General features: G+C 61.4%; 22 protein-coding genes. 8 read left to right on the top strand and 14 right to left on the bottom strand.

The genetic code is table 11. The features are described from left to right. Nucleotides 1-37 precede the first annotated feature (37 nt). Nucleotides 38-1,078: a ribonuclease HI gene (locus HMPREF2792_RS03980; RefSeq protein ID WP_070531032.1), complete on the bottom strand. Its 1,041-nt coding sequence runs from the start codon at nucleotides 1,076-1,078 to the stop codon at nucleotides 38-40. A 94-nt stretch (nucleotides 1,079-1,172) separates the two neighbouring features. On the opposite strand from HMPREF2792_RS03980, the gene HMPREF2792_RS03975 reads away from it, so the two are divergent. Together HMPREF2792_RS03975 and HMPREF2792_RS03970 are read left to right on the top strand one after the other, a co-directional pair. Then, nucleotides 1,173-1,667 (top strand): RNA polymerase sigma factor, encoded by a 495-nt coding sequence (locus HMPREF2792_RS03975; RefSeq protein WP_070531030.1) that lies wholly within the window; start codon nucleotides 1,173-1,175, stop codon nucleotides 1,665-1,667. Beyond that, nucleotides 1,660-2,709 carry a hypothetical protein gene (locus HMPREF2792_RS03970; protein WP_070531027.1) on the top strand — a complete coding sequence of 350 codons (1,050 nt, stop codon included), beginning with the start codon at nucleotides 1,660-1,662 and terminating at the stop codon, nucleotides 2,707-2,709. Before HMPREF2792_RS03975 ends, HMPREF2792_RS03970 begins: the two co-directional genes overlap by 8 nt. On the opposite strand, the gene HMPREF2792_RS03965 is transcribed toward HMPREF2792_RS03970, so the two are convergent. Further along, entirely contained in the window at nucleotides 2,706-3,263 is a 558-nt protein-coding gene (locus tag HMPREF2792_RS03965) for a TetR/AcrR family transcriptional regulator (protein ID WP_070521308.1), read from the bottom strand. The two genes, HMPREF2792_RS03970 and HMPREF2792_RS03965, sit on opposite strands and share 4 nt — an antisense overlap. Nucleotides 3,264-3,478: 215 nt before the next feature. Between HMPREF2792_RS03965 and HMPREF2792_RS03960 the strand changes: the two genes are divergently transcribed. Together HMPREF2792_RS03960 and HMPREF2792_RS12575 are read left to right on the top strand one after the other, a co-directional pair. Then, a complete protein-coding gene (locus tag HMPREF2792_RS03960; protein WP_070531025.1) occupies nucleotides 3,479-4,654 on the top strand; it encodes an acyl-CoA dehydrogenase family protein in 1,176 nt (391 codons plus the stop codon). A 364-nt stretch (nucleotides 4,655-5,018) separates the two neighbouring features. After that, complete coding sequence (locus tag HMPREF2792_RS12575) at nucleotides 5,019-5,930, top strand: DUF559 domain-containing protein (protein ID WP_083306381.1); 912 nt, start codon at nucleotides 5,019-5,021, stop codon at nucleotides 5,928-5,930. A 312-nt stretch (nucleotides 5,931-6,242) separates the two neighbouring features. Here HMPREF2792_RS12575 and HMPREF2792_RS13390 read toward each other — a convergent pair whose 3' ends face one another. Next, entirely contained in the window at nucleotides 6,243-8,468 is a 2,226-nt protein-coding gene (locus tag HMPREF2792_RS13390) for a 3-hydroxyacyl-CoA dehydrogenase/enoyl-CoA hydratase family protein (protein ID WP_070531020.1), read from the bottom strand. Beyond that, nucleotides 8,469-9,629, bottom strand: coding sequence for an acetyl-CoA C-acyltransferase (locus HMPREF2792_RS03945; protein WP_070531017.1), 1,161 nt, complete (start codon nucleotides 9,627-9,629; stop codon nucleotides 8,469-8,471). It lies immediately after the preceding gene. A 324-nt stretch (nucleotides 9,630-9,953) separates the two neighbouring features. Here HMPREF2792_RS03945 and HMPREF2792_RS03940 point away from each other — a divergent pair, with 324 nt between their 5' ends. Next, nucleotides 9,954-11,117 (top strand): NRAMP family divalent metal transporter, encoded by a 1,164-nt coding sequence (locus HMPREF2792_RS03940; RefSeq protein ID WP_198530293.1) that lies wholly within the window; start codon nucleotides 9,954-9,956, stop codon nucleotides 11,115-11,117. Continuing rightward, entirely contained in the window at nucleotides 11,108-11,887 is a 780-nt protein-coding gene (locus HMPREF2792_RS03935) for a putative hydro-lyase (protein ID WP_198530291.1), read from the top strand. Before HMPREF2792_RS03940 ends, HMPREF2792_RS03935 begins: the two co-directional genes overlap by 10 nt. A 458-nt stretch (nucleotides 11,888-12,345) precedes the next feature. Here the strand turns inward: HMPREF2792_RS03935 and HMPREF2792_RS03930 are convergent, their stop codons facing one another. From HMPREF2792_RS03930 to HMPREF2792_RS03890, 8 genes are all read right to left on the bottom strand, one after another. Further along, complete coding sequence (locus HMPREF2792_RS03930; protein ID WP_070523521.1) at nucleotides 12,346-12,945, bottom strand: GntR family transcriptional regulator; 600 nt, start codon at nucleotides 12,943-12,945, stop codon at nucleotides 12,346-12,348. 22 nt (nucleotides 12,946-12,967) lie between these two features. Continuing rightward, complete coding sequence (locus HMPREF2792_RS03925; protein WP_070531009.1) at nucleotides 12,968-14,755, bottom strand: acetyl/propionyl/methylcrotonyl-CoA carboxylase subunit alpha; 1,788 nt, start codon at nucleotides 14,753-14,755, stop codon at nucleotides 12,968-12,970. A gap of 24 nt (nucleotides 14,756-14,779) precedes the next feature. Further along, complete coding sequence (locus HMPREF2792_RS03920) at nucleotides 14,780-16,327, bottom strand: 5-oxoprolinase subunit B/C family protein (RefSeq protein WP_070531008.1); 1,548 nt, start codon at nucleotides 16,325-16,327, stop codon at nucleotides 14,780-14,782. Continuing rightward, nucleotides 16,327-17,088, bottom strand: a complete 762-nt coding sequence (locus HMPREF2792_RS03915) for a 5-oxoprolinase subunit PxpA (protein ID WP_070531007.1) — start codon at nucleotides 17,086-17,088, stop codon at nucleotides 16,327-16,329. The genes HMPREF2792_RS03920 and HMPREF2792_RS03915 overlap by 1 nt, the downstream gene beginning before the upstream one ends. Before the next feature lie 223 nt (nucleotides 17,089-17,311). Then, nucleotides 17,312-17,677, bottom strand: coding sequence for a hypothetical protein (locus HMPREF2792_RS03910; RefSeq protein WP_070531005.1), 366 nt, complete (start codon nucleotides 17,675-17,677; stop codon nucleotides 17,312-17,314). A gap of 420 nt (nucleotides 17,678-18,097) precedes the next feature. Next, nucleotides 18,098-18,835 (bottom strand): hypothetical protein, encoded by a 738-nt coding sequence (locus HMPREF2792_RS03905; RefSeq protein ID WP_070531003.1) that lies wholly within the window; start codon nucleotides 18,833-18,835, stop codon nucleotides 18,098-18,100. A gap of 297 nt (nucleotides 18,836-19,132) precedes the next feature. Then, complete coding sequence (locus tag HMPREF2792_RS13245) at nucleotides 19,133-20,146, bottom strand: sortase family protein (RefSeq protein WP_232748455.1); 1,014 nt, start codon at nucleotides 20,144-20,146, stop codon at nucleotides 19,133-19,135. 150 nt (nucleotides 20,147-20,296) lie between these two features. Then, complete coding sequence (locus HMPREF2792_RS03890) at nucleotides 20,297-21,259, bottom strand: DUF2891 family protein (protein WP_070530997.1); 963 nt, start codon at nucleotides 21,257-21,259, stop codon at nucleotides 20,297-20,299. A 202-nt stretch (nucleotides 21,260-21,461) separates the two neighbouring features. Between HMPREF2792_RS03890 and HMPREF2792_RS03885 the strand changes: the two genes are divergently transcribed. Beyond that, on the top strand, nucleotides 21,462-22,301 hold the full coding sequence (locus HMPREF2792_RS03885) for a nucleotidyltransferase family protein (protein WP_070530995.1): 840 nt from the start codon (nucleotides 21,462-21,464) through the stop codon (nucleotides 22,299-22,301). Further along, nucleotides 22,255-22,536 (top strand): hypothetical protein, encoded by a 282-nt coding sequence (locus tag HMPREF2792_RS12570; RefSeq protein ID WP_232748454.1) that lies wholly within the window; start codon nucleotides 22,255-22,257, stop codon nucleotides 22,534-22,536. Before HMPREF2792_RS03885 ends, HMPREF2792_RS12570 begins: the two co-directional genes overlap by 47 nt. 34 nt (nucleotides 22,537-22,570) lie before the next feature. Here the strand turns inward: HMPREF2792_RS12570 and HMPREF2792_RS03880 are convergent, their stop codons facing one another. Both HMPREF2792_RS03880 and HMPREF2792_RS03875 read right to left on the bottom strand, forming a co-directional pair. Then, nucleotides 22,571-22,918: a DUF2200 domain-containing protein gene (locus HMPREF2792_RS03880; protein WP_070530993.1), complete on the bottom strand. Its 348-nt coding sequence runs from the start codon at nucleotides 22,916-22,918 to the stop codon at nucleotides 22,571-22,573. A 56-nt stretch (nucleotides 22,919-22,974) separates the two neighbouring features. Continuing rightward, on the bottom strand, nucleotides 22,975-24,228 hold the full coding sequence (locus tag HMPREF2792_RS03875) for an ATP-binding protein (protein WP_070531110.1): 1,254 nt from the start codon (nucleotides 24,226-24,228) through the stop codon (nucleotides 22,975-22,977). Nucleotides 24,229-24,321 lie beyond the last annotated feature (93 nt).

Genomic DNA, 24,321 nt, shown 5'->3' with positions numbered 1-24,321 from the left:
TGGCTTAGCCTATGTCACCAGTGAACCAAAGCCCGAATTAGAGCTTGGCCAACGCCTTCGTGATTCCTTCCTTGAGCGTTGCCTGCGATTGCTTCATTGGATGCGCAATCGCCCGCAGGCCCATGTACGCAATCTGATCCGCAGCCCGGTTCAGCGGGTCGCCCGCATGCCCCAACACGCGGCGGATGGTCACCTCGCAGACTCCTTCCACGTCATGCCACGCCTGCTGGAAGCGCGAGCGCGAGCCCGAGGACAGCCCGCGCCACACGCCCCGCGAGCGCATCGCCTTCGAGCCCTTCTTCCGAATCTGCTCCACCGCTTCCAGAGCAGCTACTGAGTCCGACTCGATGATCGCCTTGGTTGCACCGACCTTGAGCAGGTATTTCAGTGCCAAGGTGAGGGATTCGAGCTCGAGCTCATCGGTGCTGGCCGTCGTCTCGCGCGTGCGCAACCGGTAGTCGCCGTTGCTGGCCACGAAGCACATGGAGCCCTTGAACACCGTGTCCGAGGAGGCGTCCGTGGCGATGCGCACGGTGGCCCCCTCGGGCCAGGAGGAGGCCGTCGAGAAGTTCGGCCACCAGTGCGCCTTCGGTGTGTCCACCTTTACTACTTGCTTCTTGCGCGGGGCCTCGCCTTCCTTCTTGGCGCGGCGCGCGGTGATTCCGGCCTGCTTGCGCCGCACGGAGCTGGCGCTTTTCGACGCCCTATTCTCCTCCGCAAAACTCCCCGTCACGGCATAGCCACGCTTTTCCAGCGCGGCCCGCAACCCCGCCTGCCGGCGCCCGGTGACGATCCACCTGCGTCCTCGGAGCCCCTTGGTGGCCTTTTCGAATTCGCGGACGGCCACCTCAACGATGTCGCCCTTTTTAATCTGGCCCTTGCGCACGAAGCGCGTCTTCTTGGTGTTGACGGCGATGACCCAGCCGTCGACAGTACCGTTTTCGGCGGAATCCCAGCGCTCATCCCACAGCGCAATAGCCACATGCACGGGTGCTGAGATCATGTCTTTGGTGATCTTGCGCGTGCCGTAGGTGCGCGATTGCGTGCCCGTCAGGGCGGAGAGCTCGAGTGGTTCCATCCCCTTTAGTAAACCATTTCACCGCTTCCCTGTAACGCTCGGGCGTCTAGTGCAACATACTCAGTGAGCCCATTAGCATTCTGGAGTTTTATTAGTGTCTGTCCTTACCTTGCCTGGTTCGCGTAAGCGGGAGTTTTCCCGCCTGTTTCGCGAGCATTACCCGGCGGTGCTGGCGTATCTGCGCCGCCGCGTCCCACCGAGCCACGCCGAAGAGCTGGCTGCCGACGTCTTCGAGCGGGCCTGGTCCGGCTTCGACTCCTTGCGCGGCATGCCGCTGCCGTGGCTCTATGGCATCGCCCGCAACGTGATGCGCGAGTTTTACCGCACCCGGCGGGAGACGGAGAACCTCGATGATCATGAGCTGGAATCCTATGCCGGCTATGACGCCGTCGATGCCAACCTCGACATCACTCGCGCGCTGATGCAGCTTCCGCACGCGGAGCGCGAGATTCTCACGCTCCACGCCTGGGAGGGACTCGACCACCCCGATATCGCCGAGGTCCTCGGCATTTCCCGCAATAACGTGCGCGTTCGCCTGCACCGCGCGCGTACCCACCTTTCCGAACTCACAGGAGAAACCGATGCCTAGCTCTCTCGATATGCTCCGCGCCGCCAACCCCGTTCCTGACACAGCGCTTGACGACGCCTCCCTCGCCCGCTCCGAAGAGACCCTCGCAAAGATAACGAAGGGCCGGCCCACGTGGACAATAGCGGCGGCTTCCGTCGCGGTGCTTGCGCTCATCGGTGGTGCCTTCCCGCTGCTCAATAATTCGGAACCCGTGGCCTCGGCCGCGGAGATTCTGACCCAGGCCGGCGAGGCAGCCGCAACCCAGCCCGATGCCGTGGATAAGGGCGTGACCGCGAAGGAATACATGAAGCGCGTCGATACGCTCGGCGATGCCACGGCAATCACCGAGTACGCGGTGGATGCCGGGGGAGCCGTGGAGGTCTCCTCGCAGGGCGAAGTGCCGGGTTTTGACCCGCAGCCTTCCATTAACCCGGAGGACCTCGTCATCGCGTCCGACCGCGCCGGGCTGGAGAAGCTGGCGGATTCCTTCCCGAACCGCGCGCTGGGCGCGCTGGAGCTGCTGCTCCAACCGGGCTTGAGCAGCGAGCAGCAGAAGATTGCCTACGATATGCTGGCGGAGGCAGACGGCAATGAGGTTGGCACTGTTGAAGGCGAAGGCGAGGACCAGCTGGTCACCGTGATTCGAGATTCTGACCGCGTCTCCTTCTCCGTCCTGCCCGCCACCGGCCAGCTGGTGCGCGTGGTTGGACTCGTCGGCCCAGACGTGGAAACCACCATCGATGCCACCGCCATTTTGGACTGTGTCTCCGTCACGGGCCTGGAGGGCCCGGACCGCATCTCGCTGGCCTGTGCGGATAATAACTACTTGGTCAACGAGCTGGACTGGCAGCACTGGGGCGCGGATGCCGCGGAGGCAGACGGCGTGGCCATTGAGAACGACTGCGACCCCAACTGCGCGGAGGGCAAATTCAGTGAGGATCGCGTCAAGGTGGTCGTCGACAAGCGCGTGGCCTGCGGCTACCACGCCGAGGTCTACTCCCGCGTGCGCGTGCAGTACCCGGATGGGCGTGAGGAAGAGCAGCAGATTGGCTGCGCGCCCTAGGTAAGCTGGCGCAGGGCGAACTGGCCGTACATGTCACCTAAAGCCTCGGCGGTGTAATCACCGTCGGGGCTAAACCATTGGGCCACGCCGATGCCCATATCGATGAGCGCCCAGCAGGCGATTTTGAGGTTTTCCGCGTGGAAGTCGCCCTCGTTGACCACGGCCATCCAGCGGGCGACATAATCGCGGCGCAGTTGCAGGACGACGGATTTGTGGGGCTCTTCGAGGTTGGTGAGCTCGTTGTTGACCACGCGGACGCGCCGGGCGTGGGTGGCGTGGTAAATGACGTGGGCTTTCATGGTGGCGACGAGCTTGTCGCGGGGGTCTTTCAGCCCGGCGAGGCAAGCGGCGTTGGCGCGAAGGAGGTCCTCCATGGCGGTGATGGTGACTTCGGCGAGGAGCTCCTGTTTGGAGGAGAAGTGGTTGTACAGGCTGGAGGCGCGCATGCCGACGGCTTTGGCGATGTCCTCCATGCCGGTGGCGTGGTAGCCGCGCTGGTCAAAGAGGTCGAGTGCGGCGGCGGCGATTTGGTCGCGGCGTCTCTGGTTGGCCATGGTGGGTGTCCTCCTCATTGAGCTAATGGCGGTTAGTATACCTGCGGGGGCAGGGTGAAGGTTGGCTGGGGGAGATACTGGCCCTGGAGTCTGGTTATCGTTCCGAATCCCGGCTGTGCCGCGCGTTGTGATGAGACACTTGACAGCCTGGGGAGAGTCAGGTCACAATTAACACTAATAGCCATTCGTATTGCCTGTTAGTTGGAGAATTGACCATGTCCCACAACCTCTTCGAGTCCACCACTGATTTCCTGGGTGTCTTTGACAGCCTTTCTGAGGCCGATGCTGCGGGGTGGAAGCGAGCTGCTCGTTTCCGCGAGTACTCCGCCCCGGTGATTAACCAGCATTGGCAGGCTGCGGAATACCCGCTGGACTTGGTTCAGCGGTTGGGCGACTTGGACGTGATGACGGATGGTTTGGCAGTGGAAGGCCACGAGCAGATGTCCACGCTCGGTGCCGGCTTGGCGCTCATGGAGGTCACACGTGCGGATGCCTCGATGGGTACGGTGATTGCGGTGCAGGCGGGGCTGGCTATGCGCTCTATTTCTATGTTGGGTTCTCCGGAGCAGCAGGCTTCATACTTGCCGCGGATGGCTTCGTGCTCGCTGCTCGGGGCTTTTGGGTTGACGGAGCCGGCCCACGGTTCGGATTCGATTGCCCTGGAGACCACCGCGGTGCGCGATGGCGATGAGTGGGTCCTGAACGGCGAGAAGAAGTGGATTGGTAATGGTGCTTCCGGTGGCGTCACGATCATCTATGCGCGCATGGAGGATGGCAACGTTGGCGGTTTCATCGTTCCGCAGGAGGCCCCCGGTTATTCGGCATCCGTGATTGAGGGCAAGCTCTCTCTGCGGGCCATCCACCAGGCGCACATTACGTTGACCGACTGTCGTATCCCCGCCGCCAACCAATTGCCGGGTTGTCGCAGCTTCAAGGATGTTTCCCGCGTGCTGACTGCTACACGCATTGGTGTGTCCTGGATGGCGCTGGGTTCGGCGGTGGCCTGTTATGAGATTGCCCGCTCGTATGTGCTCGAGCGCGTCCAGTTTGGCCGCGAGCTGGCGAAGGCGCAGATCATTCAGCAGCGCTTGGCCAACATGGTCCTCGATTTGAGCCAGATGATGCTGACCTGCCGTGAGGTCTCATTACGAGAAACCGCAGGTACGTTGCTGCCGGAGCAGGCCTCGGCGGCGAAGCTCCACAACACGCGTGCTGCTCGCCGTATCGCCTCCGATGCTCGTGACATGCTTGGCGGGGTTGGCATTTTGCTGGAGAACGACATCGCGCGCCACTTCGCGGACATCGAGGCCATGCACACCTACGAGGGCACGGATACAGTGCAGTCCCTCATTATGGGCAAGAAGATTACGGGCTTCTCGGCCTACAAGTAGCGATTCGAAGTGGCCCCCTATTCCACCATGCCCATCTTTTCCCCACTACCGCGGCCCCTCTAGGTTCGAGTCCTAATGGGGAGGCTACTGCTGGAACCGCCGTGAGCGGTCGCAGATGGTTCTGCTCATAAGGCATTAGCGAGAAGGTTTGTTTGGGGGCAAACGAACCTTCTTTGTGCTGTTAGAAGGTTTACTTGGGTGCAAACGAGCCTTTTGACTAGAGACTTCTGAGTGAAGCCTTGCGAGTGGAACCTTGTGGATTACTTTGTTGAAGGATCAGCCAATTCGATGGATGAGTTGAAGTTATCCACAGGCGGGGAATCGACCGTAGCTTTTGAGGGCTGGAAGCCACGATGATGGAAGCATGATTGACGATTCACACCTCATTTACCTACGACCCCTTTCGAACAACCACCCCGTGTGGAAACAGATTGCTTCAGGTGAACTTATTCGCCTCACCTCGCGTTACGCTATAAACAGCGAGTACTATTCAACTCTTCCTTACTATCAACGCCATCTCTTTGACATCGTTGCCTTCGGACGTAGCGCGCATCGGTCAGTTCTCGTGGAAAGATCTGCGGCCAAACTGTTGGGCTTGTGGACGCTGTCGTCTCGGGACGCACAGGTTGTTCTAGCACGGCAATCCAAAACAGTTCCGCCGCGACGGCAATGGGATAGTAAGGTGATGTACCGAAAAATGTGGCTGCCAACCTCAGACATTATGGAGCGCTTCGGGCTTCGGTGCACGTCGGTTGCGCGCACCTGCATCGACGTCGCACGGCTTGCGACGTTTGAGGAAGGGTTGATGGCTGTCGACTCCGCTTTGCGCAAACGACTCGTTAGCGTTGACGAATTACGGTCAATGATCACGGCAATGGGCCGTGTAAAAGGTGCAGCTCAAGCTAGGAGAGTAGTTTCGCATGCCACCACCCTCGCCGAATCTCCCTATGAGTCCTTTGCTCGCGGCATGTTGATTGTGGAAGGCCTAGGAAAGAAACTCGTGGTTCAGCCAGAGCTTCAGGGTGGGTATCGGCCGGACTTGTTTATCAACGGCAAAATCATCATGGAAATAGACGGCGCTGTGAAGTACGACGGAGCGACCTACGGAAAATCTACCGAAGCGGTGATACGGGCTGAGCGGCAAAGAGAGAAATACCTTCAGAATCTCGGATACATCGTGTTGCGTTACTCACCACGGGATCTTCTCCAGAACCGAGAACGGGTTCTTAACGAGGTGCGCGGTGCGTTAAACACCGTGCAACCTCGTTCAGCCTAGCGAGACTCCTTGCCAGCGCGAAAGCGCCGGCAGATGGTTTCATTCAGAAGGCATTAGTGAGAAGGTTTGTTTGGGGCAAACGAACCGTTTGTAAACGCCTAGATGGTTTACTTGGGTGCAAGTAAACCATGTGACTAATGCCTTTTGAGTGGAACCATGCGCAAGGCTAAAAGTTGTAAAGAGGATGCCCAGCTCAAACTTGCAAATGACCAGCATAAACCTGCCTGTCAATTGCCGGTCCAGGTCGCAAAGAACAAGGAGAAACCCCGCTCCGAAAAAGGGAGCGAGGTTGGGAAGCGGAAGCGGCCGAGGCTAGTTGTTGAGGGGCTTGCGGGTGGCTGCCATGTGCTTGGCGCGCTCCACGTTGGCCGGGAGGAGGACCAGTGGCACGTCGTACTCCACTTCGCGCTCGCAGAACTCGGTGAAGCTCAGCGAAACCGGGGTTGTATTGGAGTCGGGAGCAGCGGAGGTGGAGCTGGGAGCGGTGTACATCTCGGCGAGCTTGGCCACGATGACGTGGTCGTTCTCGGTGGTGCCGTCGATGGGCCAGTCGCGGTCCAAGGCGGGGGAGCCGGCGTACATCTCGATAGAAGCGTCCGCGGGCGGGGTGTAGGAGGCAGCCAGGTCGGCAGCTTCGCACAAAGCGCGGGCGAGGACGTGGTCGAAGGACATGAGCACGACGTCATCGGAGGAGAGGAAGCCAGCCTTTTGCGCTTCGAAAGCCGAGGAGAAGTTGCGGGCCGAGGCGATGAAGTCGAAGGCCTTCTGGTGATAGTCTTCTACACCGGCCGCCTTGAGGCGCTCCAGCGAAGAGATGGTTCCCGTCCAGCCTGGGTAGAGACCCACGGTGCGCTCCGGGAAGCCGAGGCGCGTATCGGCGTGCGCCACGATGCGGTCGCAGGCCAGCGCAGTTTCAAAGCCACCGCCCAAGGCCACGCCACGCACAGCTGCCACCACGGGGACCGGAGCGAACTTGAGTGCACGCAGGGTCTTCGAGCCATCCGCAATCAAAGATTCGACGCGCGAAGCAGAACCCGATTCGCCCGCAGCCGCAATAGAAGCCAGGTCCGCACCCGCGCAGAAGACCGGCTTGTCGTTGCTGATAACCAGCGCGACAAGGTTGGAGGAGGATACAGCGTCGAGAGCAGCGCGAATAACCTCGAGGGCTGGAGTCGGCATGGAGTTCATCGGCGTGTGCAGGTCGATGATGCCAATGCGCCCAGCAGACGTGGACACCGCGTGAACCGCGCCCGCGTCCAGTGACACGATGGTCTCCTTCTCAAGAGAAGCCAAGGTCACCACACCTTCGCGCGGCGCGAGCTCCTGGCGCGAACCGGTAGAGGAGAGCACCGAGCCCTTGCCGTAAAAACCGCCCGCCGAAGCCGCGGCGGAGACCAAGGCCGGGACGTTGGAGCCGTAGGCGGAGGCGACCCAGCCGATGCCGATGGCGTCGGCAAGCGCGAAGATGCCCTTCTTCCAGCCGAAACCAAGAGTAAGGCCCTCGTCGATGAGGCCCACGTGGTCCGCAATGTCAGGTGCGACCTCGCAGCAGTACGCCAGCGTGTCGAGGAAGACGGCGCGGGCAAAACGGCCGCCGGGGGAGTCGGTCTCCATGACCTCGCGGGGATCCTTGAGGCCCACGACAGGATCGGTGGGCTGAGTGCGGGGCACGTACTCGTAAGAGGAGTTGATGACCTCGTCACGGCCGCGATAGAAGCCACCGTCACCGGTGCGGCCGGTCAGACCGCGGGAAACGAGACCCTCGATGAAGGAATCATCGCCAAGCGGAACGTCCAGGAGCGGATCGCCCTCGGGGAGGGCCGTCTCCAGAGACGTCCAAATGGGCTTAACCAGCTGGAGGCCGATGTAATCGAGCAGCCCGAAAATACCGGTGCGCGGGATGCCGAAGGCGCGGCCGAAGGAGGCGTCGGCAAGCTCGTAGCTCACGTCGAACTCGCGGGCGCGGGCCACACCGGCGGCCATCCAGTAGCAGCCCACGCGGTTGGCAATAAAGCCCGGGGTGTCGCGGCATTCGAGCGCAATCTTGCCCAGGGTTTGCTCGATGGTTGTGCGCAGTGCCGCCTCCGTGGGGCCGGAGGCGATGAGCTCCACAAGGCGCATGATCTTCGGCGGGTTGAAGAAGTGCGTGATGGCGAACTTATCGCGGCGGGCCTCCGGAACGCCCTCAAGAAGAGAGGCTAGCGGCAGGGTTGAGGTATTCGAGCTCAACAGAGCGTCCGCGGGCAAATGAGGCTCGATGGCTTGGTAGAGAGAGTGCTTGGCGCCCAAGTCCTCGAAGATGGCCTCGATGACCCACTCGCGGTCCTCCAGCAGGGCGTAGTCATCGCTGGCGCGCACGCGCTCGGCGAACTCCGGCAGGTGGAAGCCCTTGCGCTTGAGCTGGATCTCGACGCCCTTTTGGGCGCCCTCCGCATTCTGGTCCAGCAGCACGACGTCCATGCCCGCCGACGCACACAGCGCGGCGATGCCCGAACCCATAGAACCTGCGCCGATGACGGCTACCTTGGTGATGCTCATTTACTTCGCTCCATTCTCAATAATCATGGCGATTCCCTGACCGCCGCCGATGCACATGGTGACCAGGCCATAGCGCTTGCCCTCTCGGCGTAGCGCATAAGCCAGCTTGGTGAGCAGGATGACGCCCGTGGCACCGACCGGGTGGCCGTGTGCAACGGCGCCGCCGTAGATATTCGTCTTGGCCGGGTCGAAGCCCAGCTGTTCCTGCACGGCGATGGCCTGGGCGGCGAAGGCCTCGTTGGATTCGATGAGGTCGATGTCCTCCAGTTTCAGCCCGGCCTTCTCCAGCGCCTTCGGGAAGGCAGCGATGGGGCCGATGCCCATGCGCGTCGGGTCCACGCCCGCGATGGACCAGGACACAATCTTCGCCAGCGGGTTCAGGCCACGCTTGGTCACTTCCTCCGCGGTGGCGAGCACAGCGGCCGCCGCGCCATCGTTGATGCCGGAGGCATTGCCGGCGGTGACGGTTCCGTCCTTAACAAAGACCGGCTTGAGCTTCGCCAGCTTCTCGACGTCCGTCTCCCGCACCGCTTCATCAAAGTCCAGCTCGCCGACCGGGACGATTTCCTCGGCGTGCACGCCTTCCGCGCGGGCCTTCGCGGCGCGCTCCTGGGACTCGGCGGCGAACTCGTCCTGGCGCTCGCGGGAGATGTTGTTATCGGCGGCGACGTTTTCTGCGGTCACGCCCATGTGGCCGGTGCCGAAGGGGCAGGAGAGCGCGCCAGTAAGCCAGTCATAAAGCTTGCCGTCACCCATGCGCTTGCCAAAGCGTGCGCCTTCGACGGAGTAGGGCGCGTTGCTCATGGATTCCGCGCCGACGGCCAGCGCTAGGGAGCCGTCGCCAGTCTGCAGGAGCTGGGCCGCGCTGATGACGGCCTGGACTCCGGAGCCGCAAAGGCGGTTGACGCCCATCGCAGTGGAGGAGTCTGGCATGCCGACGTTCTTGGCAATGGCGCGTGAGAGGTAGAGGTCCTTCGGCACGACGGGCATGACGTTGGAGGCCACGGCGGTATCGAGGTCTGCACCAGTAAGCCCCGAACGCTCAATAGCTGCTTCGGCGGCAAGCGAACCGAGCTCGGTAAGGGAAAGACGCGCCAGGCTACCGCCAAATTTTCCGATGGGCAGGCGTGCGGCGCCCGCGATGTAGATGTCTTGGGGCATGAGCTCCTCCGTACGTTTAACGAATCACCATTAGTTAACTCGGTATCCTAGGTCACTTTTTCGCCGCGCGCAACGGAGCTCCACTGGAAGGTGTGTGAGGGGCTGTAGTTATGGCGTGGGTGTAACGTGCGCCACCCCCGCGTTGTTTACAGATTGTTCAACAACCCTTATGCTTTCACCATCGTTAAATGCGACCTTCGTCACGAAAGGTGCCCAACAATGAGCTTGGAACCAACCAATTCCTCCGCAGCTTCCCAGGAAGCAGCCCAGGGAACTACACAGGACGCGCCGAAAGAAGCGCAAGCCCCCAAGGGCATCGGCGCCATGGCCGGCGCCATGTTCCTCATGGCCACCTCCGCTATCGGCCCGGGCTTTTTGACCCAAACCTCCGTCTTCACCGTGCAGATGGGCGCGGCCTTCGCCTTCGCTATTGCGCTGTCGATCATTGTGGACATCGCCATCCAGCTCAACGTCTGGCGCATCCTCGCTGTCTCCGGAATGCGCGCCAACGAGCTGGGTAACACTGTGCTGCCGGGCCTGGGTTGGTTCCTCGCTGTCCTAGTTTTCATCGGCGGCGTGGTCTTTAACATCGGCAACATCGCCGGCTCGGGCCTGGGCCTAAACGCCATGATCGGCATCGATGCACGCATCGGTGGCCTCATCGCTTCGGCCATCGCCATCTTTATCTTCCTGTCCAAGCGGGCGGGTGTTGCGCTTGACCGCATCGTCGCCGCGCTGGGCGCCATCATGATTCTGCTCATGCTTTACGTGGCGATTGTTTCCCAGCCGCCGGTGGGTGAGGCCCTGAAGAATACCGTCATGCCGGAAAGCATTGACTTCTTCGTCATCACCACCCTCATCGGTGGCACGGTGGGCGGCTACATTACGTTTGCCGGCGCACATCGCCTCATCGACTCGGGCCTGTCCGGCCCGGAGAACGTCGGCGCGATTACGAAGACCTCCGTGCTCGGCATCATCGTCACCGGCATCATGCGCGTGCTGCTCTTCCTCGCGGTCCTGGGTGTCGTCGCCACGGGTGTTGCGCTCTCCGAGGACAACACGGCCGCCGATGCCTTCCGCCAGGCCGCCGGCGAGTTTGGCCTTCGCGCCTTCGGTGTCGTCCTTTTCGCGGCCGGCCTGTCCTCCGTCATCGGCGCGTCCTACACCTCCATCACGTTTGTGACCACCCAGAAGGTCAGCCCGCGGACCCGTAACTTCCTCACTGTCGGCTTCATCGTTGTCTGCGCCATCCTGTTCGCTATCCTCAACTCCGCACCGCAGAAGCTGCTCATCTTCGCCGGCGCCTTCAATGGCATCATCCTGCCCATCGCCTTCGCCATGATCATGTGGGTGGCCTTCAAGCGTCATGACCTCACCCACGGTGTTAAGCAGCCGATGTGGCTGCTCATCGCCGGCGTCCTAGCGCTCGTGCTGGAAATCTTCATCGGCATCAAGTCTTTCTCCGGAATCGTTGAACTATGGGCATAATGCAGACTCCTGCAGAGGTGCGCGCCTTTGCTCGCGCGCACGACATGACCACCACCGCCGGCCACGCCAGCGGCTTCATGCAGGCTAACCTCCTTGCGCTGCCGCGCGAGTACGCCTTCGGTTTCCTCCTCTTCGCACAGCGCAATCCCAAGCCGTGCCCCATCGTCGGCGTGCTGGAGGCCGGGCAGTTCACCTCTGACCTCATCCCGGGCGGAGACATCCGCACGGACATCCCGGCCTACAACATCTATGAGGATGGCCAGCTTACGCAGACGCTTGGCGACGCTTCCGCCTTCTACTCCGACGACATCGTCTCCTTCCTCATCGGTTGTTCCTTCACCTTTGAGAATGCGCTCGTGGAGAACGGCATTTCCATCGCCCACATTGATCAGGGCCGCAACGTGCCGATGTATCGCACCTCGATTCCCTGCGCGCCGGCTGGAGTCTTCTCCGGGCCGATGGTCGTCTCCATGCGTCCCATCCCCGCAAGCCAGGTTGCCGATGCCGTCCGCATCACCTCCCGCTACCCGGGCGTCCATGGTGCCCCGGTTCACGTGGGCGACCCTGCTGCCATCGGTATCGAGGACTTGTCGCAGCCCGATTTCGGCGAAGCCGTCGACATCCCTGAGGGCACCATCCCGGTCTTCTGGGCGTGCGGCGTGACCCCGCAGGCCATCGTGATGAACTCGCGTCCCAGCCTGGCCATTACGCATGCCCCGGGCAAGATGCTGGTCACCGACATCCCGGACCGCGATTTCCTCATCCCTTAGTTACTACCGCAGCGGCTGGAGTGTTTTCGGCCTGATAATTTCGCTCCACGCCGCCACGGCCCCTTCCGTGACTAGACGCCTCACAATAGTCGCGGCGCACCGCCGATTACGGTGTTGAGCACGCTTCTGAGCACGCTGCCGCGTGGTCCGACAGCAGATGGCATCTCACAAAAGGCATCCCGCAGATGGCATCCGCCAAAAGGCGTCTTTGGGTCTAAAAACGCCATGTGTGCAACCCAAAAGGCGTTTTTAGGCGTGAAAACGCCTTTTGACTGATGCCTTTTAGAAGATGCCATCTGGGAACTGTCCGATAGTCGGTCAATAGCCGTTTGCGTGGGCGAAAACGGAACCGCAGGCGAAGCGAGCCCGTAAACACAGGGCAGGCCCGCGGACGAAAACGGAACCGCAGGCGAAGAAGTACCTGCAAACGCGGGCGGTCCTGTGCCGCGGAGACGCGGTTAGAGGACCCGGAGAATCGATTCCATCGCGCGCATCAGGTCTGCGCGGCAGGCATCGGCGGCCGCCTCGCGCTCGCCTTGTGCAATGAGGTGGGCCAAGTCGATGTTGGCTTGCACGTGGTTATCGTGAATCTGCGGGTAGCGCTCCAGCGTCAACAAGAAGGTCAAGCGCATGCGCGCCAGCAGGTGCGACATGGAGCGGTCCAGCGTCGGCGAGCCCAAACCGGCGACCAGCTGCTTGTGGAAGCGCTGGTTGATGAGGGGGCGGGGAGCGTCGTTAAGCACTGCGGATTCGGTCAGCCGCACCAGCTCGCCTGGGTCCTCGAAGGTGGCATAGCGCGCCGCGGCCGGCTCGATGGCAGCGCGCGCCAAGTAGAGATCGCGCACGAAATCGCCGTCAGGGGTGGCGATGAACACACCCCTGTGCGGGATGCGCTCCACGATGCGCTCGGAGGCGAGCATGGCGAAGGACTCCCGCAGCGTGTTGCGGGAGCATTCGAAGCGCTCGGCCGCGCGGACCTCGCTGAGCTGGTGTCCGGGCATGTACTCGCCCTCGGAGATGGCGGCGCGGAGCGCGGACGCGACGGAATCTGCAAGCATGCGACTTACAGTAGCCCGCCGCTTAGGAAATCGTGGCGATTACCGCGCCCGGTTCCAGCCTGGAACCTTCCTTTGCCACACGGCTTAGCGTGCCCACGGATGGAGCCTTGACCGCGGATTCCATCTTCATGGCCTCGATAGTGGCGATGGCCTGGCCTTCCTCGACGGCCTCGCCGTCCGCCACGTTCCACGCCACGAGGTTAGCCTCATAGGGGCAGGTCACTTCGTTGCCGCCGGCGCCGGCACCGGACGCCGCGCTTGCCGACGCCCCCTTCGCCTGCCCCTGCGACAACATATCGGTGGGGAAGCCCACGCTGACCAGCTTGCCGTCGATTTCCAGCGCCACGCGGGTGCGCTGCGCGTAGATGGCCTCGACGGGGACGGTAGCGCTCGTGGCTTCCGCGGAGGGGCGGTAGTTGTGGTCAAGCCAGTCGGTGTAGATGCCGGCTGCGGCGTCGGCGTCGCCGTGATCGACGAGGACCTGGGAGGAGACCATATCGCGGTGGAAGGGCAGCACGGTGCGCACGCCCTCGATGTCGAATTCCTGGAGGGCCTGCTGTGCACGCTTCAGGGCGATCTCGCGGGTCGGACCCCAGACCAGCAGTTTAGCCACGAGCGAGTCGTAATATGGCGGCACGATGGAGCCGGAGCGCACGCCGGAATCAACGCGGATGCCAGGGCCCGTCGGCGGCTCGAAGCGCACGATGGTTCCGGGGCAGGGCGCGAAGCCGTTGAGGATGTCCTCGGCGTTGATGCGGAACTCGAAGGCGTGGCCATCGGACACGGGGTCTGAAGCTTGCGCTTCAGACGAGGAAGAGGAATCAGACGGGGAATCGGACGCGAAGGACAGGGGTTCGCCGGAGGCGATGCGGAACTGCTCCGCAATGATGTCCACGCCCGTGACCATCTCGGTCACGGGGTGCTCCACCTGCACGCGGGTGTTGACCTCGAGGAAGGAAATCGTGCCGTCCTCGGAGACGATGTACTCCACCGTGCCGGCGCCGGTGTAGCCCACCTTCGCGCAGATGGCGCGGGCGCCTTCGTGGATGCCGGTGCGCTGTTCGTCGGCAAGCGCAGGCGCCGGGGCCTCCTCGATGAGCTTCTGGAAGCGGCGCTGCGTGGAGCAATCGCGGGTGCCCAGCACGGCGACGTTGCCGTGCGTATCGGCCAGAATCTGCGCCTCCACGTGGCGCGGGTGGGTCAGGAACTTCTCCACGTAGCACTCCGCGCGGCCGAAGGCCTCCTTGGCTTCGCGGCCGGCGGAGTTGAAGGCGGCCTCGATGTCCTCGAGGTTTTCCACCACCTTGAGGCCGCGTCCGCCGCCGCCATACGCGGCCTTGATGGCGATGGGCAGGCCGTGCTCCTCGGCGAAGGCACGAGCCTCCTGCCAGTCATCGATGGGGTCGGAGGTACCCGGTGCCAGCGGGGCGCCAACCTCCTCGGCCACGCGGCGCGCGGCAATCTTGTCACCGAGCAGCTCGATGGACTCCGGCGACGGGCCAATCCATGTCAGGCCGGCCTCGGCCACGGCGCGGGCAAAGTCGGCGTTCTCCGAGAGGAAGCCGTAGCCGGGGTGGATGGCATCCGCGCCGGCGCGCACGGCGATATCGAGGAGCGCGGGGACATTCATATAGGTATCCGCCGCGGAGTTGCCGGGTAGTGCGTAGGCTTCATCAGCCACCTGGGTGTGCAGGGCGCCGGCATCGGCCTCGGAGTAAATGGCGATGGAGCGGATGCCCATGTCGCGCGCGGTGCGGGCGATACGGACGGCGATCTCGCCGCGGTTAGCAATAAGGACTGCAGAAATCATGTGTGGTTGTTCCTTAATCAGTGTTTAAGCGAGTTCAAAGCGGACCGTCGCCCCCGGCGGGAGCTGCGCGGCAATATCAATATCTTCTTCGAGGACCGTGGCGATGACCGGGTAGCCACCGGTCACGGCGTGATCGCGGAGGAAAATCACGGGCTCGCCACTCGGCGGAACCTGGACGGAGCCGGCGACCATGCCCTCCGAGGGCAGCTCGCCCTCGCGGGCACGGCTCAGTTCCACGGAGCCCTCCGGGCCCAGCAGGCGCACACCCACGCGGTTGGATTGCGCGGTGACGGTCCACTCCGTGGCCAGGAAGGCCTCCAGGCTCTCGGGCGTGAACCAGTCATCGCGCGGGCCGAGCACGCAGCGCAGCACGCCTTCGGTCTGTCCGTGCGCGCCTTCGCGAACGCGCATCGGGTTGCTCAGCTGGGCATCGGTCATTGCGGTGGAGCGGGGGAGGACGCCGATGACGTCGCCCAGCCGCACCGGCTGCGGCCCCAACCCAGAGAGCACGTCCGTCGAGGCAGAGCCTAGCTCCGCATCCGCCACGATGCCGCCGCGGATGGCGATGTAGTTGCGCAGGCCCACCGTCGCGGGATCCACGGTCACCGTGGAACCAGCCGTAACGAGCACCGGGCGCGCGAGGTGCACCGGCATATCGTCCAGCAGGACTCGGGATTGGGCACCGGTGACGCACATGACTGCGTCGGTCAGCGCGCGCAGGCGGATGCCACCGATGTTCTCCAGCACGGTTGCCCCGCGTGGGTTGCCCACCGCGACGTTGGCCGTGGCAGCCGCCGCCAGGTCCGCCGCACCCGAGGGCGTAACACCCAAGTTGCCGCGGCCGGGGCGACCCTGATCTTGGAAGAGCGTGAGCAGCCCGGCATCGAGGACCTCCATGCGCGGCAGGCGCGCCGGGGTGCGGCGGCCGAAAGGCGTGGTCGACACAACATCCGGCAGCGAGCTCACCGCGCGATAGCGCACGCGGTCACCGGGCTGCACCAGCGCTGGCGGGTGGGCATCGGATTCCCACATCGGGGTCGAGGTGGTGCCCAGCAGCTGCCAGCCGCCCGGGGAGACGCGCGGGTAGACAGCGGAGAAACCGCCGGCGATTCCGACGGCACCCGCCGGCACTGCGGTGCGCGGGGTGGCGCGGCGCTCGATGTTGAAGTTCTGCGCCGGGTCAGCCGGGGTGCAATAGGTAAAGCCGGGCGCGAAGCCGCCAAAGGCAGCGAGCCACTCGGTGGACGTGTGCCAGTCAATGAGGCCTTCGCGCGACATACCCATCAACTCGGCGGCCTCGTCGAGGTCCTCGCCGTCATAGAGAACGTCGATCTCCACAAAGCGCGGATCCTCGCCCGCCTGCGCGGTGGGGTGGAAGTCCTGCAGCTTCTCGGCGGCTGCGGCCGCGGAGTTCGGCGTGGCAAAGGTCAACAGCAAGGTGGTGGCGGCAGCAATCGCGTCGACTTGATCTTTGAGCGGATTAGCGTCGAGGGCCGCGTGCCACGCCATGACCTGGGGCAAGTCCTCCAGCTCTATGAGCAGCGCGCGCGTTCCTACGGGGTGAATATGCATCAGATGGCGCTCCGAATCTCAATTCCGCGCGCCTGCAGTTCCTTGACCACACCGCGCAGCAGCTGGACCGCGCCGGGCGAATCACCGTGCGTGCACACCGACTGGGCATCCACGTTGAGTACGGAGCCGTCGATGGCGGTAATAGAGCCGGTTTCGGCGACCTCGAGCACGCGCTTGACGACGTCCCCCTCATCGCCCATCACCGCATTCGCCTCGCGCCGTGAGACGAGCGTGCCATCGGGGTTGTAGTTGCGGTCGGCGAAGGCCTCGCGGATGACGGTGAGGCCCTTCTTCTCCGCGATGTCGACAGCAACGCCGCCTGGCAGCAGCATGACGGGTAGATCGCCGAAGGCTTTGATGCCGTCGATGACGGCGTGGGCCTGGGCCTCGTGGTGGACGATGGTGTTGTACATCGCGCCGTGCGGCTTGACATAGGCCACGCGGGTTCCGTTGGCCTGGGCCAGGGCTTGGAGGGCACCGATTTGGTAGGTGACTTCGTCGGCAAGCTCGGCGGGAGCGTAATCGATGAAGCGACGGCCGAATGCTGCTGGGTCGTTGTAGCCCACGTGCGCGCCGACGGTGACGCCTGCTTCTGCGGCCGCCTTGAGGGTGCCCGCGATGGAGTGCGGGTCGCCGGCGTGGAAGCCGGTGGCGACGTTGGCGGAGGAGACGAGCTGGAGCATCGCGGCGTCATCGGCAACGGGGTTGCCGGCGGTGGTTTCGCCGAGGTCAGCGTTGAGGTCTATGTGCAGCGCGCTCATAACAGGAGGACACCTCTTCTGTAGTTCCCAAATTGTTGAACAATCTATGGGTGCCTAGTGTAGCCCGCATCACGTAGGTTTGTGAAGTGTGTCCCGTATCTGTGGATGAGCGGGACGTGAAAACACCCCCATCACGACGGTGATGGGGGTGCGGCTGCTTCGCGCCGGTGGGCCGGCGCTGCTAAGAGCTTCGCGTTTGAAGCTCGATGATGCAGGATTCAGATTAGAACGGGAGGTTGACTCCCAGTGCCTGTGCTGCGGCCGGTGCGGCTGCGGCCAGCGCGCCTACGACGCCGAGGACGATGACGGCGATGCCCAGCCCAGAAGGTTTGCCGTCCTCGGAGGAGAGCTTGCCCTTGATGTCGTCGGAAGAGCTCTGATCCTCGCTGCTCTGGTCGCCCTTGCCTTCGTCGCTGCTGCCGGCGTCGCCACCCTGGTTGCTGCTGCCGTTATCGCCTTCGGTGCCGGTGCTGGAGGTGGCGTTGGTGCTCTGGCCGGTGGTGTCTTCAGCGTTGGCGGCGGTGACGCCTGCGAGTGCGAGGGCGCCGGCCAGGGCTGCGGCGGTGAGGTTGCGGGAAATGCGCTTCATGTTTCTTACTCCTGGGGTTAGATCGGGAAAGTTTGGTCAACGCCGTATCAGACGATGTTGCCACCGTTAACTGATGTCGACTTCCCACATACTAACCGAAAAATAGTGAGATAGGTCAAACTATTTCCAATTTTTAAGCTACTCCACGCAAATTGTCATGGATGCGTCAGGGTGCGCTGGCTTGTCGGATGGCGCCGGGCCTTGCTGTGGTGGGATGAAACTTCCTGCGTGGTTCGGGTTTTGGCGCCTGCTTGCGTGCTAGTTCATCCATTGAATCTTTTAACTTCCTCCAAGGGGTGCGGCCAGAAAAGTGGTGGCCCAACGGGCGTATAAAACTGCAAAAGCCGCGTCTCTCCACCCCCCGGTAGGGAGGGGGAGAGACGCGGATGGGTTGCCTGTTGGCCCTAGGCCTTAAACCTCTTAGATGAAGAGCTTGCGGCGAGCAACGACAGCGCCAGCGGCGATCATCGCTGCGATTGCCAGTGCAGCGAGGCCGCGAGCAACGGTGTTGGAACCGGTCTCAGCGGAGATACCGCGGGACTGTGCCGGCGTCTGTGCGGCGGTGCCTTCAGCAACCTTGCCGCCCTGGGCGATGACCTCGTCCTTGTTCTCCTGCAGCATCTTCTCGGAAGCGGCCTTCTCCTCAGCGGAAGGAGCGTCCTTCTGAGCTGCCTCTTCGGACTTCACGTAGGTCTTGCCGTCCTTGGCCAGGTACCAGGTCACGCCGCCGATGATGAGGGCGGCCGGCAGGGCCAGCCAGGCCAGCTGCTTCTTGTCGAACTCGGTGCTGGTCGGCTCAGCCTCGGACTCGCCGTTGATCGGGTAGTCAACGGAAGACGGTGCGGTAGCCGGACCGGTGGCCGCCATGTCCACCTCTGAAGCCATCACGCTGGTGGTGGTCGGCGCGTCGGCATCCTGCTGAGCCTGCTGCTGCTCCCAAGCCCACTGTGCCTGCTCTGCGGTCAGTTTGGTGGTTCCGTCCAACTCGCCGTTCTCGTTGCGGTGCTGGTAGCTACCGTCGGCCTGCTTCTGGTAGGTGACGCCATCGACCGTGAGTTCAGCCGGAGCCGGAATCTGGGCGGAGGCAACGGCGGTGCCGCCCAGCGCGAGGGAGCCAGCCAGAACGGCTGCGGTCAGGGTGCGGTTGATGCGCTTCATAAGCTTCTCCTTGCGGGGGTTTGTGAGGTATGTGAGAGGGATTCAACCCGACGTGAACCACAATAGCCACAACTTTCACATTAATCACAAGGGTTTCGAAATTTCGCTCCGTAACATGGCGGATGCTTTTCGTGCCAAACGGGTGGCATGTTCGGTGGGTTGAGGTCCTCACGGGCGGCGCTACAAGGCGTGTTAACCTGCAAGAATAAGAACGGTCTTGTCGGTTGAGCTGCGAAAATGTTCGATAACTGCGCGTAGTGGCGGAAATCCCCCCGAACGGGGGATGCTGCACCAGGCTTAGCTCTGTTCTGCGGCAGGATCAGGAGCCTCGGTTACGCCCTCAAACTGCCATCCCACCACGGCATTGCGCACCGCAGCAGCCAAAGGGTTGGCCGGCTGGATGCAGCTGATAGTGAGAAGGCGACCGGGCTGGGCATCGGTGCCCCAGATGCTCTCATCCTGCTCAAGGCCGTCCTTCGACGGATCGTGCAGATCTGTTGCGGTGTACACCAGCCATTGCTCGCCGGAGTTCTGCGTGCGCAGGTATAACTTGTCGCCCACAGAGGCTTTGTGCTCGTCGGCGCTACCGTCATAGAGGTTATTGAACACCGCTGGTACTCCCGCACCGGTATGTCCGGCGACCACCACGACGTCCTGTGCATCTGTGCCGGGTAGCGAATAGGGCTTATCCTCCGCGGTGTAGGTACAAGCCTTATTCATCGAGTCGGGGTTGATCTTGTTGTCTTTGATCCGACAGGAGCCTTCTTCAAACTCTGCGCGCACATCAATTGTCGGGATGTACATCTCCACCGCTGGGGAGGGCTCGATGACGGCGGCGGGTTCCGCAACCACATCGGTTGGTTGTGGCGCGGGCGCGTCTGGCTCCTTATTGATCTGAAGTGCGGCGACGATGCCGACGAGAACCATCGCCAAAATAAGGAGAACTCCCAACCCGCGACGGCTGATGGGCGTGCGAGGGCGCGGTGATTTCCGCCGTGGCGCAGGGGTTGTCGTCTTCTTCGGCGTCGTTCGGGTCGGCGCTTGTTGGGTCGGCGCTTGTTGGGATGGCGTTTGTTGGGCAGGCGCCGACGTTGAAGCGGATCGACGGGAAGGGGAAGTTGTCGACGGGGACGAAGCTAGGCGTTCTTGGCTGGGGCGGCGTCGCGGGCGGTAGGAAGGGCGCTCAGGGGCAGTGCTCTCGTGGTCGTGAGTAGAGCCTCGCCGGCGAGCACGCTCGGCGCGCAGATCAATACGGATTCCTTCTTCTGGCAGGCGATAGCTATCGCGCTGTGTCGAGTAGCGAGAATCCATAGTGAGCTCCTGAAGAGAACGATAATTAGAAAGTTACAGTACTACTCGCTAAGTAACTATTCCGTATGCGCTCACTATGGCGGCAGGAGCGGGCATAAAATGCCGCCTGAACTCTCGGCCTGGATGGCTGGCGATGAGGGAAGCCGTTGGCTAATGCCTTCCGTCGGCAGCGAGCTGAAAGTGCAACGCGTAGGTGATGAGCCAGTGGGTGGACATGAAGTGGCCGTCGACAAGCTGCGTTTGCGCGCTGGCTGCTAGTGCTTGGGCGCGTGGTAGGACGGAGGCGTCGAAATGCTCGGCGAGTTCAACGAGCATCCATGCTCTGGTTAGCGCTAGGCCGTAGAGGTGGGCCAGGCGGCCATCGGTTGGGTCAAGCACCTCTGGGATTTGTGTGAGAAATTCCAGTGCTTCGGTGCGGTGGGGAAGAAAGCCGTCGAACCAGTGTGGGAAGTCCGGCAGCACGCGCGACATGAGTAGGGCCTCCGATAGCCCGTTGGACAGGAAATCGTGCCCGGACAGCTCCCATTCGAGCGGGTAGTCGCGGTCTTCGCCGAAAAGGCGGACAGCAGCCTCGCGCACCGAGCTCGCCAGTGAATCCAGCCCGAGTTTCTCCGCGGCCTCGAGGATGAGGAAAAGGTTGAAGGCTGTATTGGAATGCATGCCGTGGCGCACCGGTTGGTTGAGTGATTCAAGCCAGTCGTGGCAGTGCTGTGCGGTTAGCTCTACGAGCTTGTCCATCGCTTCGCCAGGCCGAACGGAGGCGAGCTGCAGCAGCCAGGCGCGCCCATAGGGCATTTCATATCCGGGGTGGGCGAGTAGGTAGTTGTATTCCGTGGTGAGGGCTTCTGCGCTGAGGCGATCGTCGAGAAGCTCGGCAAGTTCTTTCGGAGACTCGGGCCCGAGAATCTTGTTTAGTAGCGCACCTGAGTACTGCATGTGGACGCTGGAGTGCCAGTCGAAACAACCGTAGAAACTGGGGTGCAGTTCGCGTGGGCGCACGGTGCAGTCATCCGCATTGGTGCTCGTGCCGCGCATCGCGGCGGGAAATTCGCGCTCGAGTGCGGCCACAATTGCTTCCGCCCAGGTGCTGGCACAAGTTTCTAGCGTGGTCATGCGTCAAGTATGGCAAAGCTGAAGGTGGGTCGTGCCTTTCAACGCCTGTATAGAACGGCTGTTCGAATTTGTGGTGTTGGTGTCCGGTCACCCTCGTAGCCTTTAGGGCAGGCATCCAAGGGGTGGGGGATGTGTGGGTGTCTGAAATCGCTGGCAATGCTCTTCGTCTTTGGGGGTTGCCACTATCGAAGGAGGGGGAACTGTGAAGTTCTTGGAAAACAAGCCAACGGCGTTTAGTAAGAGGCAAGTACATCGAATAGGTAGTGCGTTGCGCAATGGGGAACCGATTGATGAGGAACAGCTTGGGCTGTTCTTGGACCAGCAATCAGCTCTGTGTGAATCGATAATTCAGGAAGCGAGCAAGACTATGGCACAGCTTGATAATCAGTTGACGATGACTGCAGACTCTATCGTGGAGCCAGATTCAGACAGGTATTTCTTGAGTTCTCGCGTAAAAACGAGAGACACGTTGAGAGAGAAATTGAGTCGAATGCCGAGCTTCCCTTTAGAGAATATTCAGGATGTATCTGGCGTACGGATGGACGTCGATGTGACTCTAAAAGAACAAACTGTACTTGCGAAGCTTCTTTCGCGAGAGCTTGTGAAGGCTGGCGCGAGGAAAGTGGTTCTTCGGGACATGCGAGAGGAACCGCACTCGGGGTATCGCGCGGTGCACTTACACGTGATGTCAGAGGCCGGACGTGCAGAATTTCAGCTACGAACCGCGCTTCAGTCGCAGTGGGCAAACCTTTATGAAATGGCAGGAGACTTGTATGGAAGGGAAATCCGATACCTCGAATTCGGAGGAAGAATTCCGGCAGAATTTGAGATTGAGATCCGTGCTTTACATGAGGTATCCGAAGTCGTAAACAGGGTGGAAAAGCTCGTAGATATTCTTACCGAGCCTTTCGAAGGAAGCCTGCCTGTTGGCGCAACCCAAAAAGAGGCGCGTCAATTGCGGCGGAACATGTATAAGATGCTAGATAAATTAATCCATGAATTCGAAGAACGTCGAGTTCAACGTGACATGGAGGGAGAATAAGCCGATGCCAGCCTATCTGATTAAATACCATCGACCGACAGGTGCACTGGAAGTGACTGAGTATGATTCCCTGATAGAGGGAACCCGCGCTCGTCATAGACTGGATCAAGTAAATAAGGATCCTGATGTCGAGATTGTGGCGATTGGTGCTAAGAACTTAGAGTCCGTTCGGCACACGCATGCGCGCTACTTCTTCCGTGAGAAGACCGCGCCGCCGTATCCCTTTGTGGCTTAAAGCTCGAAGCTTTGAAGGGCGCAGTTGATGAAAGCTAGCCGCGAAGGATTTTCTCCATGGCCTTTCCTTTGGCTAGCTCGTCAACGAGCTTGTCCATGTACCGAATATTCTGCATCAGTGGGTCATCGATGTCTTGGACACGATGCCCGCAGATGCTGCCAGTGATGAGGGAGCGGGATGGGTTCAGGTGCGGGGCCTGCTCGAAGAAATCCTCGAGGGTGACCTTTTGCTCCCGGACCCGTTCCAGCTCCTCAACCGAGTAGCCGGTAAGCCAAGTGATGACTTCGTGAAGCTCGCCGACAGTCCTGCCTTTGCGCTCTACCTTCTTAACGTAGTGCGGATAAATATCGGCGAAGGGTATGGAAAAGATGCGGTGAGACATGGATGCAGTATATCCGTGAGCCTCATGGTGCGTGGGGGCCGTTCGTTGTCGCGGACTTAGCCGTGCCAGAGCGTCGAAATTGGCATTGCCCAGAGGTTTTCACCCATTGGCAGGACGTCCTTGCCCGTGTACAAGACAATTCCTGCGCGGAAAGAATCACCAGCTACCTGCTGAAGATAGCGCAGGCCAGCAAAGTCCTTCGGCTGGATCGACATCGCGGCTTTGACTTCCACGCCAACAACGTCCCGGGATCGTGATTCCAGCACAAGGTCAACCTCTTTGCCGGTAGAGGTCCGAAAGTGGAAGAGGCGATAATCAACCGATGACCATGCCTTCTGCTTCAGAAGCTCGTTGGCAACGAAGGCTTCGCAGATCCCGCCGCTAAGCGTGCTGGAAATGTTCATCTCCAATGCCTCTGGCTCGAGGCCTGCCAGGCTTGTAGCAAGCGCGGTATCTGAAAGGAAGACCTTGGGCTTAGAGATAGCTCGCTTCTCAAGATTTGTTCCCCATGATGGTAATTGGTTAATCAAAAAGACATCACTCAGCGCAGTTACATAGGTGGGGACTGAGCGTTCGGGAATGTCGAGTGCACGCCCAATGTGCGCCGCTACAAGTTCCGCGGTGCCTTGTGCAGCAAACTTGGCGAGAAGATTGTGTAAGCGGTCAGGGAATTGAATGCCGTAGAGCTCGGCAGCGTCTTTTGACAAGACTCGCTCAATATAAGCAGCGAACCACCGGTGTTGCCGTCGCCGACCAGAATCCCTAAGTCCTGGAAAACTCGGCGTGCAGAAGAGCTGGAAGTAGTCAGCCCGGGAAAGGGTGGATGCGGGTTGTACGCCTGCATCTTTTAATGACCATATTCGGCCTGCAAAGTCTTCGTGGATACCTAAACGTTCGCCCACGCTGAGGCCGTGAAGGCGAATAGTTTCTGCGCGGCCAGCGAGAGATTCTTCGGCTCCTGTGAGGCTGAGGAGGTTGGATGATCCGGTAAGGATAAAACGCCCCGGCCGTCGATCTTTTTCGAGTGCGCCTTTAATCGCGCGAAACAGCTCTGGTGCGCGCTGAATTTCATCAATGGCTAGTGTGCCCTCGGGGAGCTGTCTGACAAAGCCGTCTGGGTCCGCTTGTGCAGAGGCCAGCGAAGCGCTCTCATCAAGGTTAAAGAACCTGTGTTCTCTACCTTCGAGTAATTGATGGACAAGGGTACTCTTTCCTACTTGGCGCGCGCCGGAAATAGTCAGCACAGGTGTATCCGACAGAACTTCTTCCGCCAGATCTTGTGCGTTTCTATGTAGAAAAGAATCAGTCATGGCAGTCAATCTACCTGCGGTGTTGCGGTTCTGCAAGGTGTTCATTGCGGTTCTGCAATGCTCTCGTTGCGGTTCTGCAAGGTTCTCATTGCT

The sequence above is a fragment of the Corynebacterium sp. HMSC068H04 genome (assembly GCF_001811255.1).
GTDB lineage: Bacteria > Actinomycetota > Actinomycetes > Mycobacteriales > Mycobacteriaceae > Corynebacterium > Corynebacterium hesseae.
The sequence above is the reverse complement of the archived record's forward strand: the minus strand, read 5'-3'. Positions and strand labels throughout refer to the sequence as shown.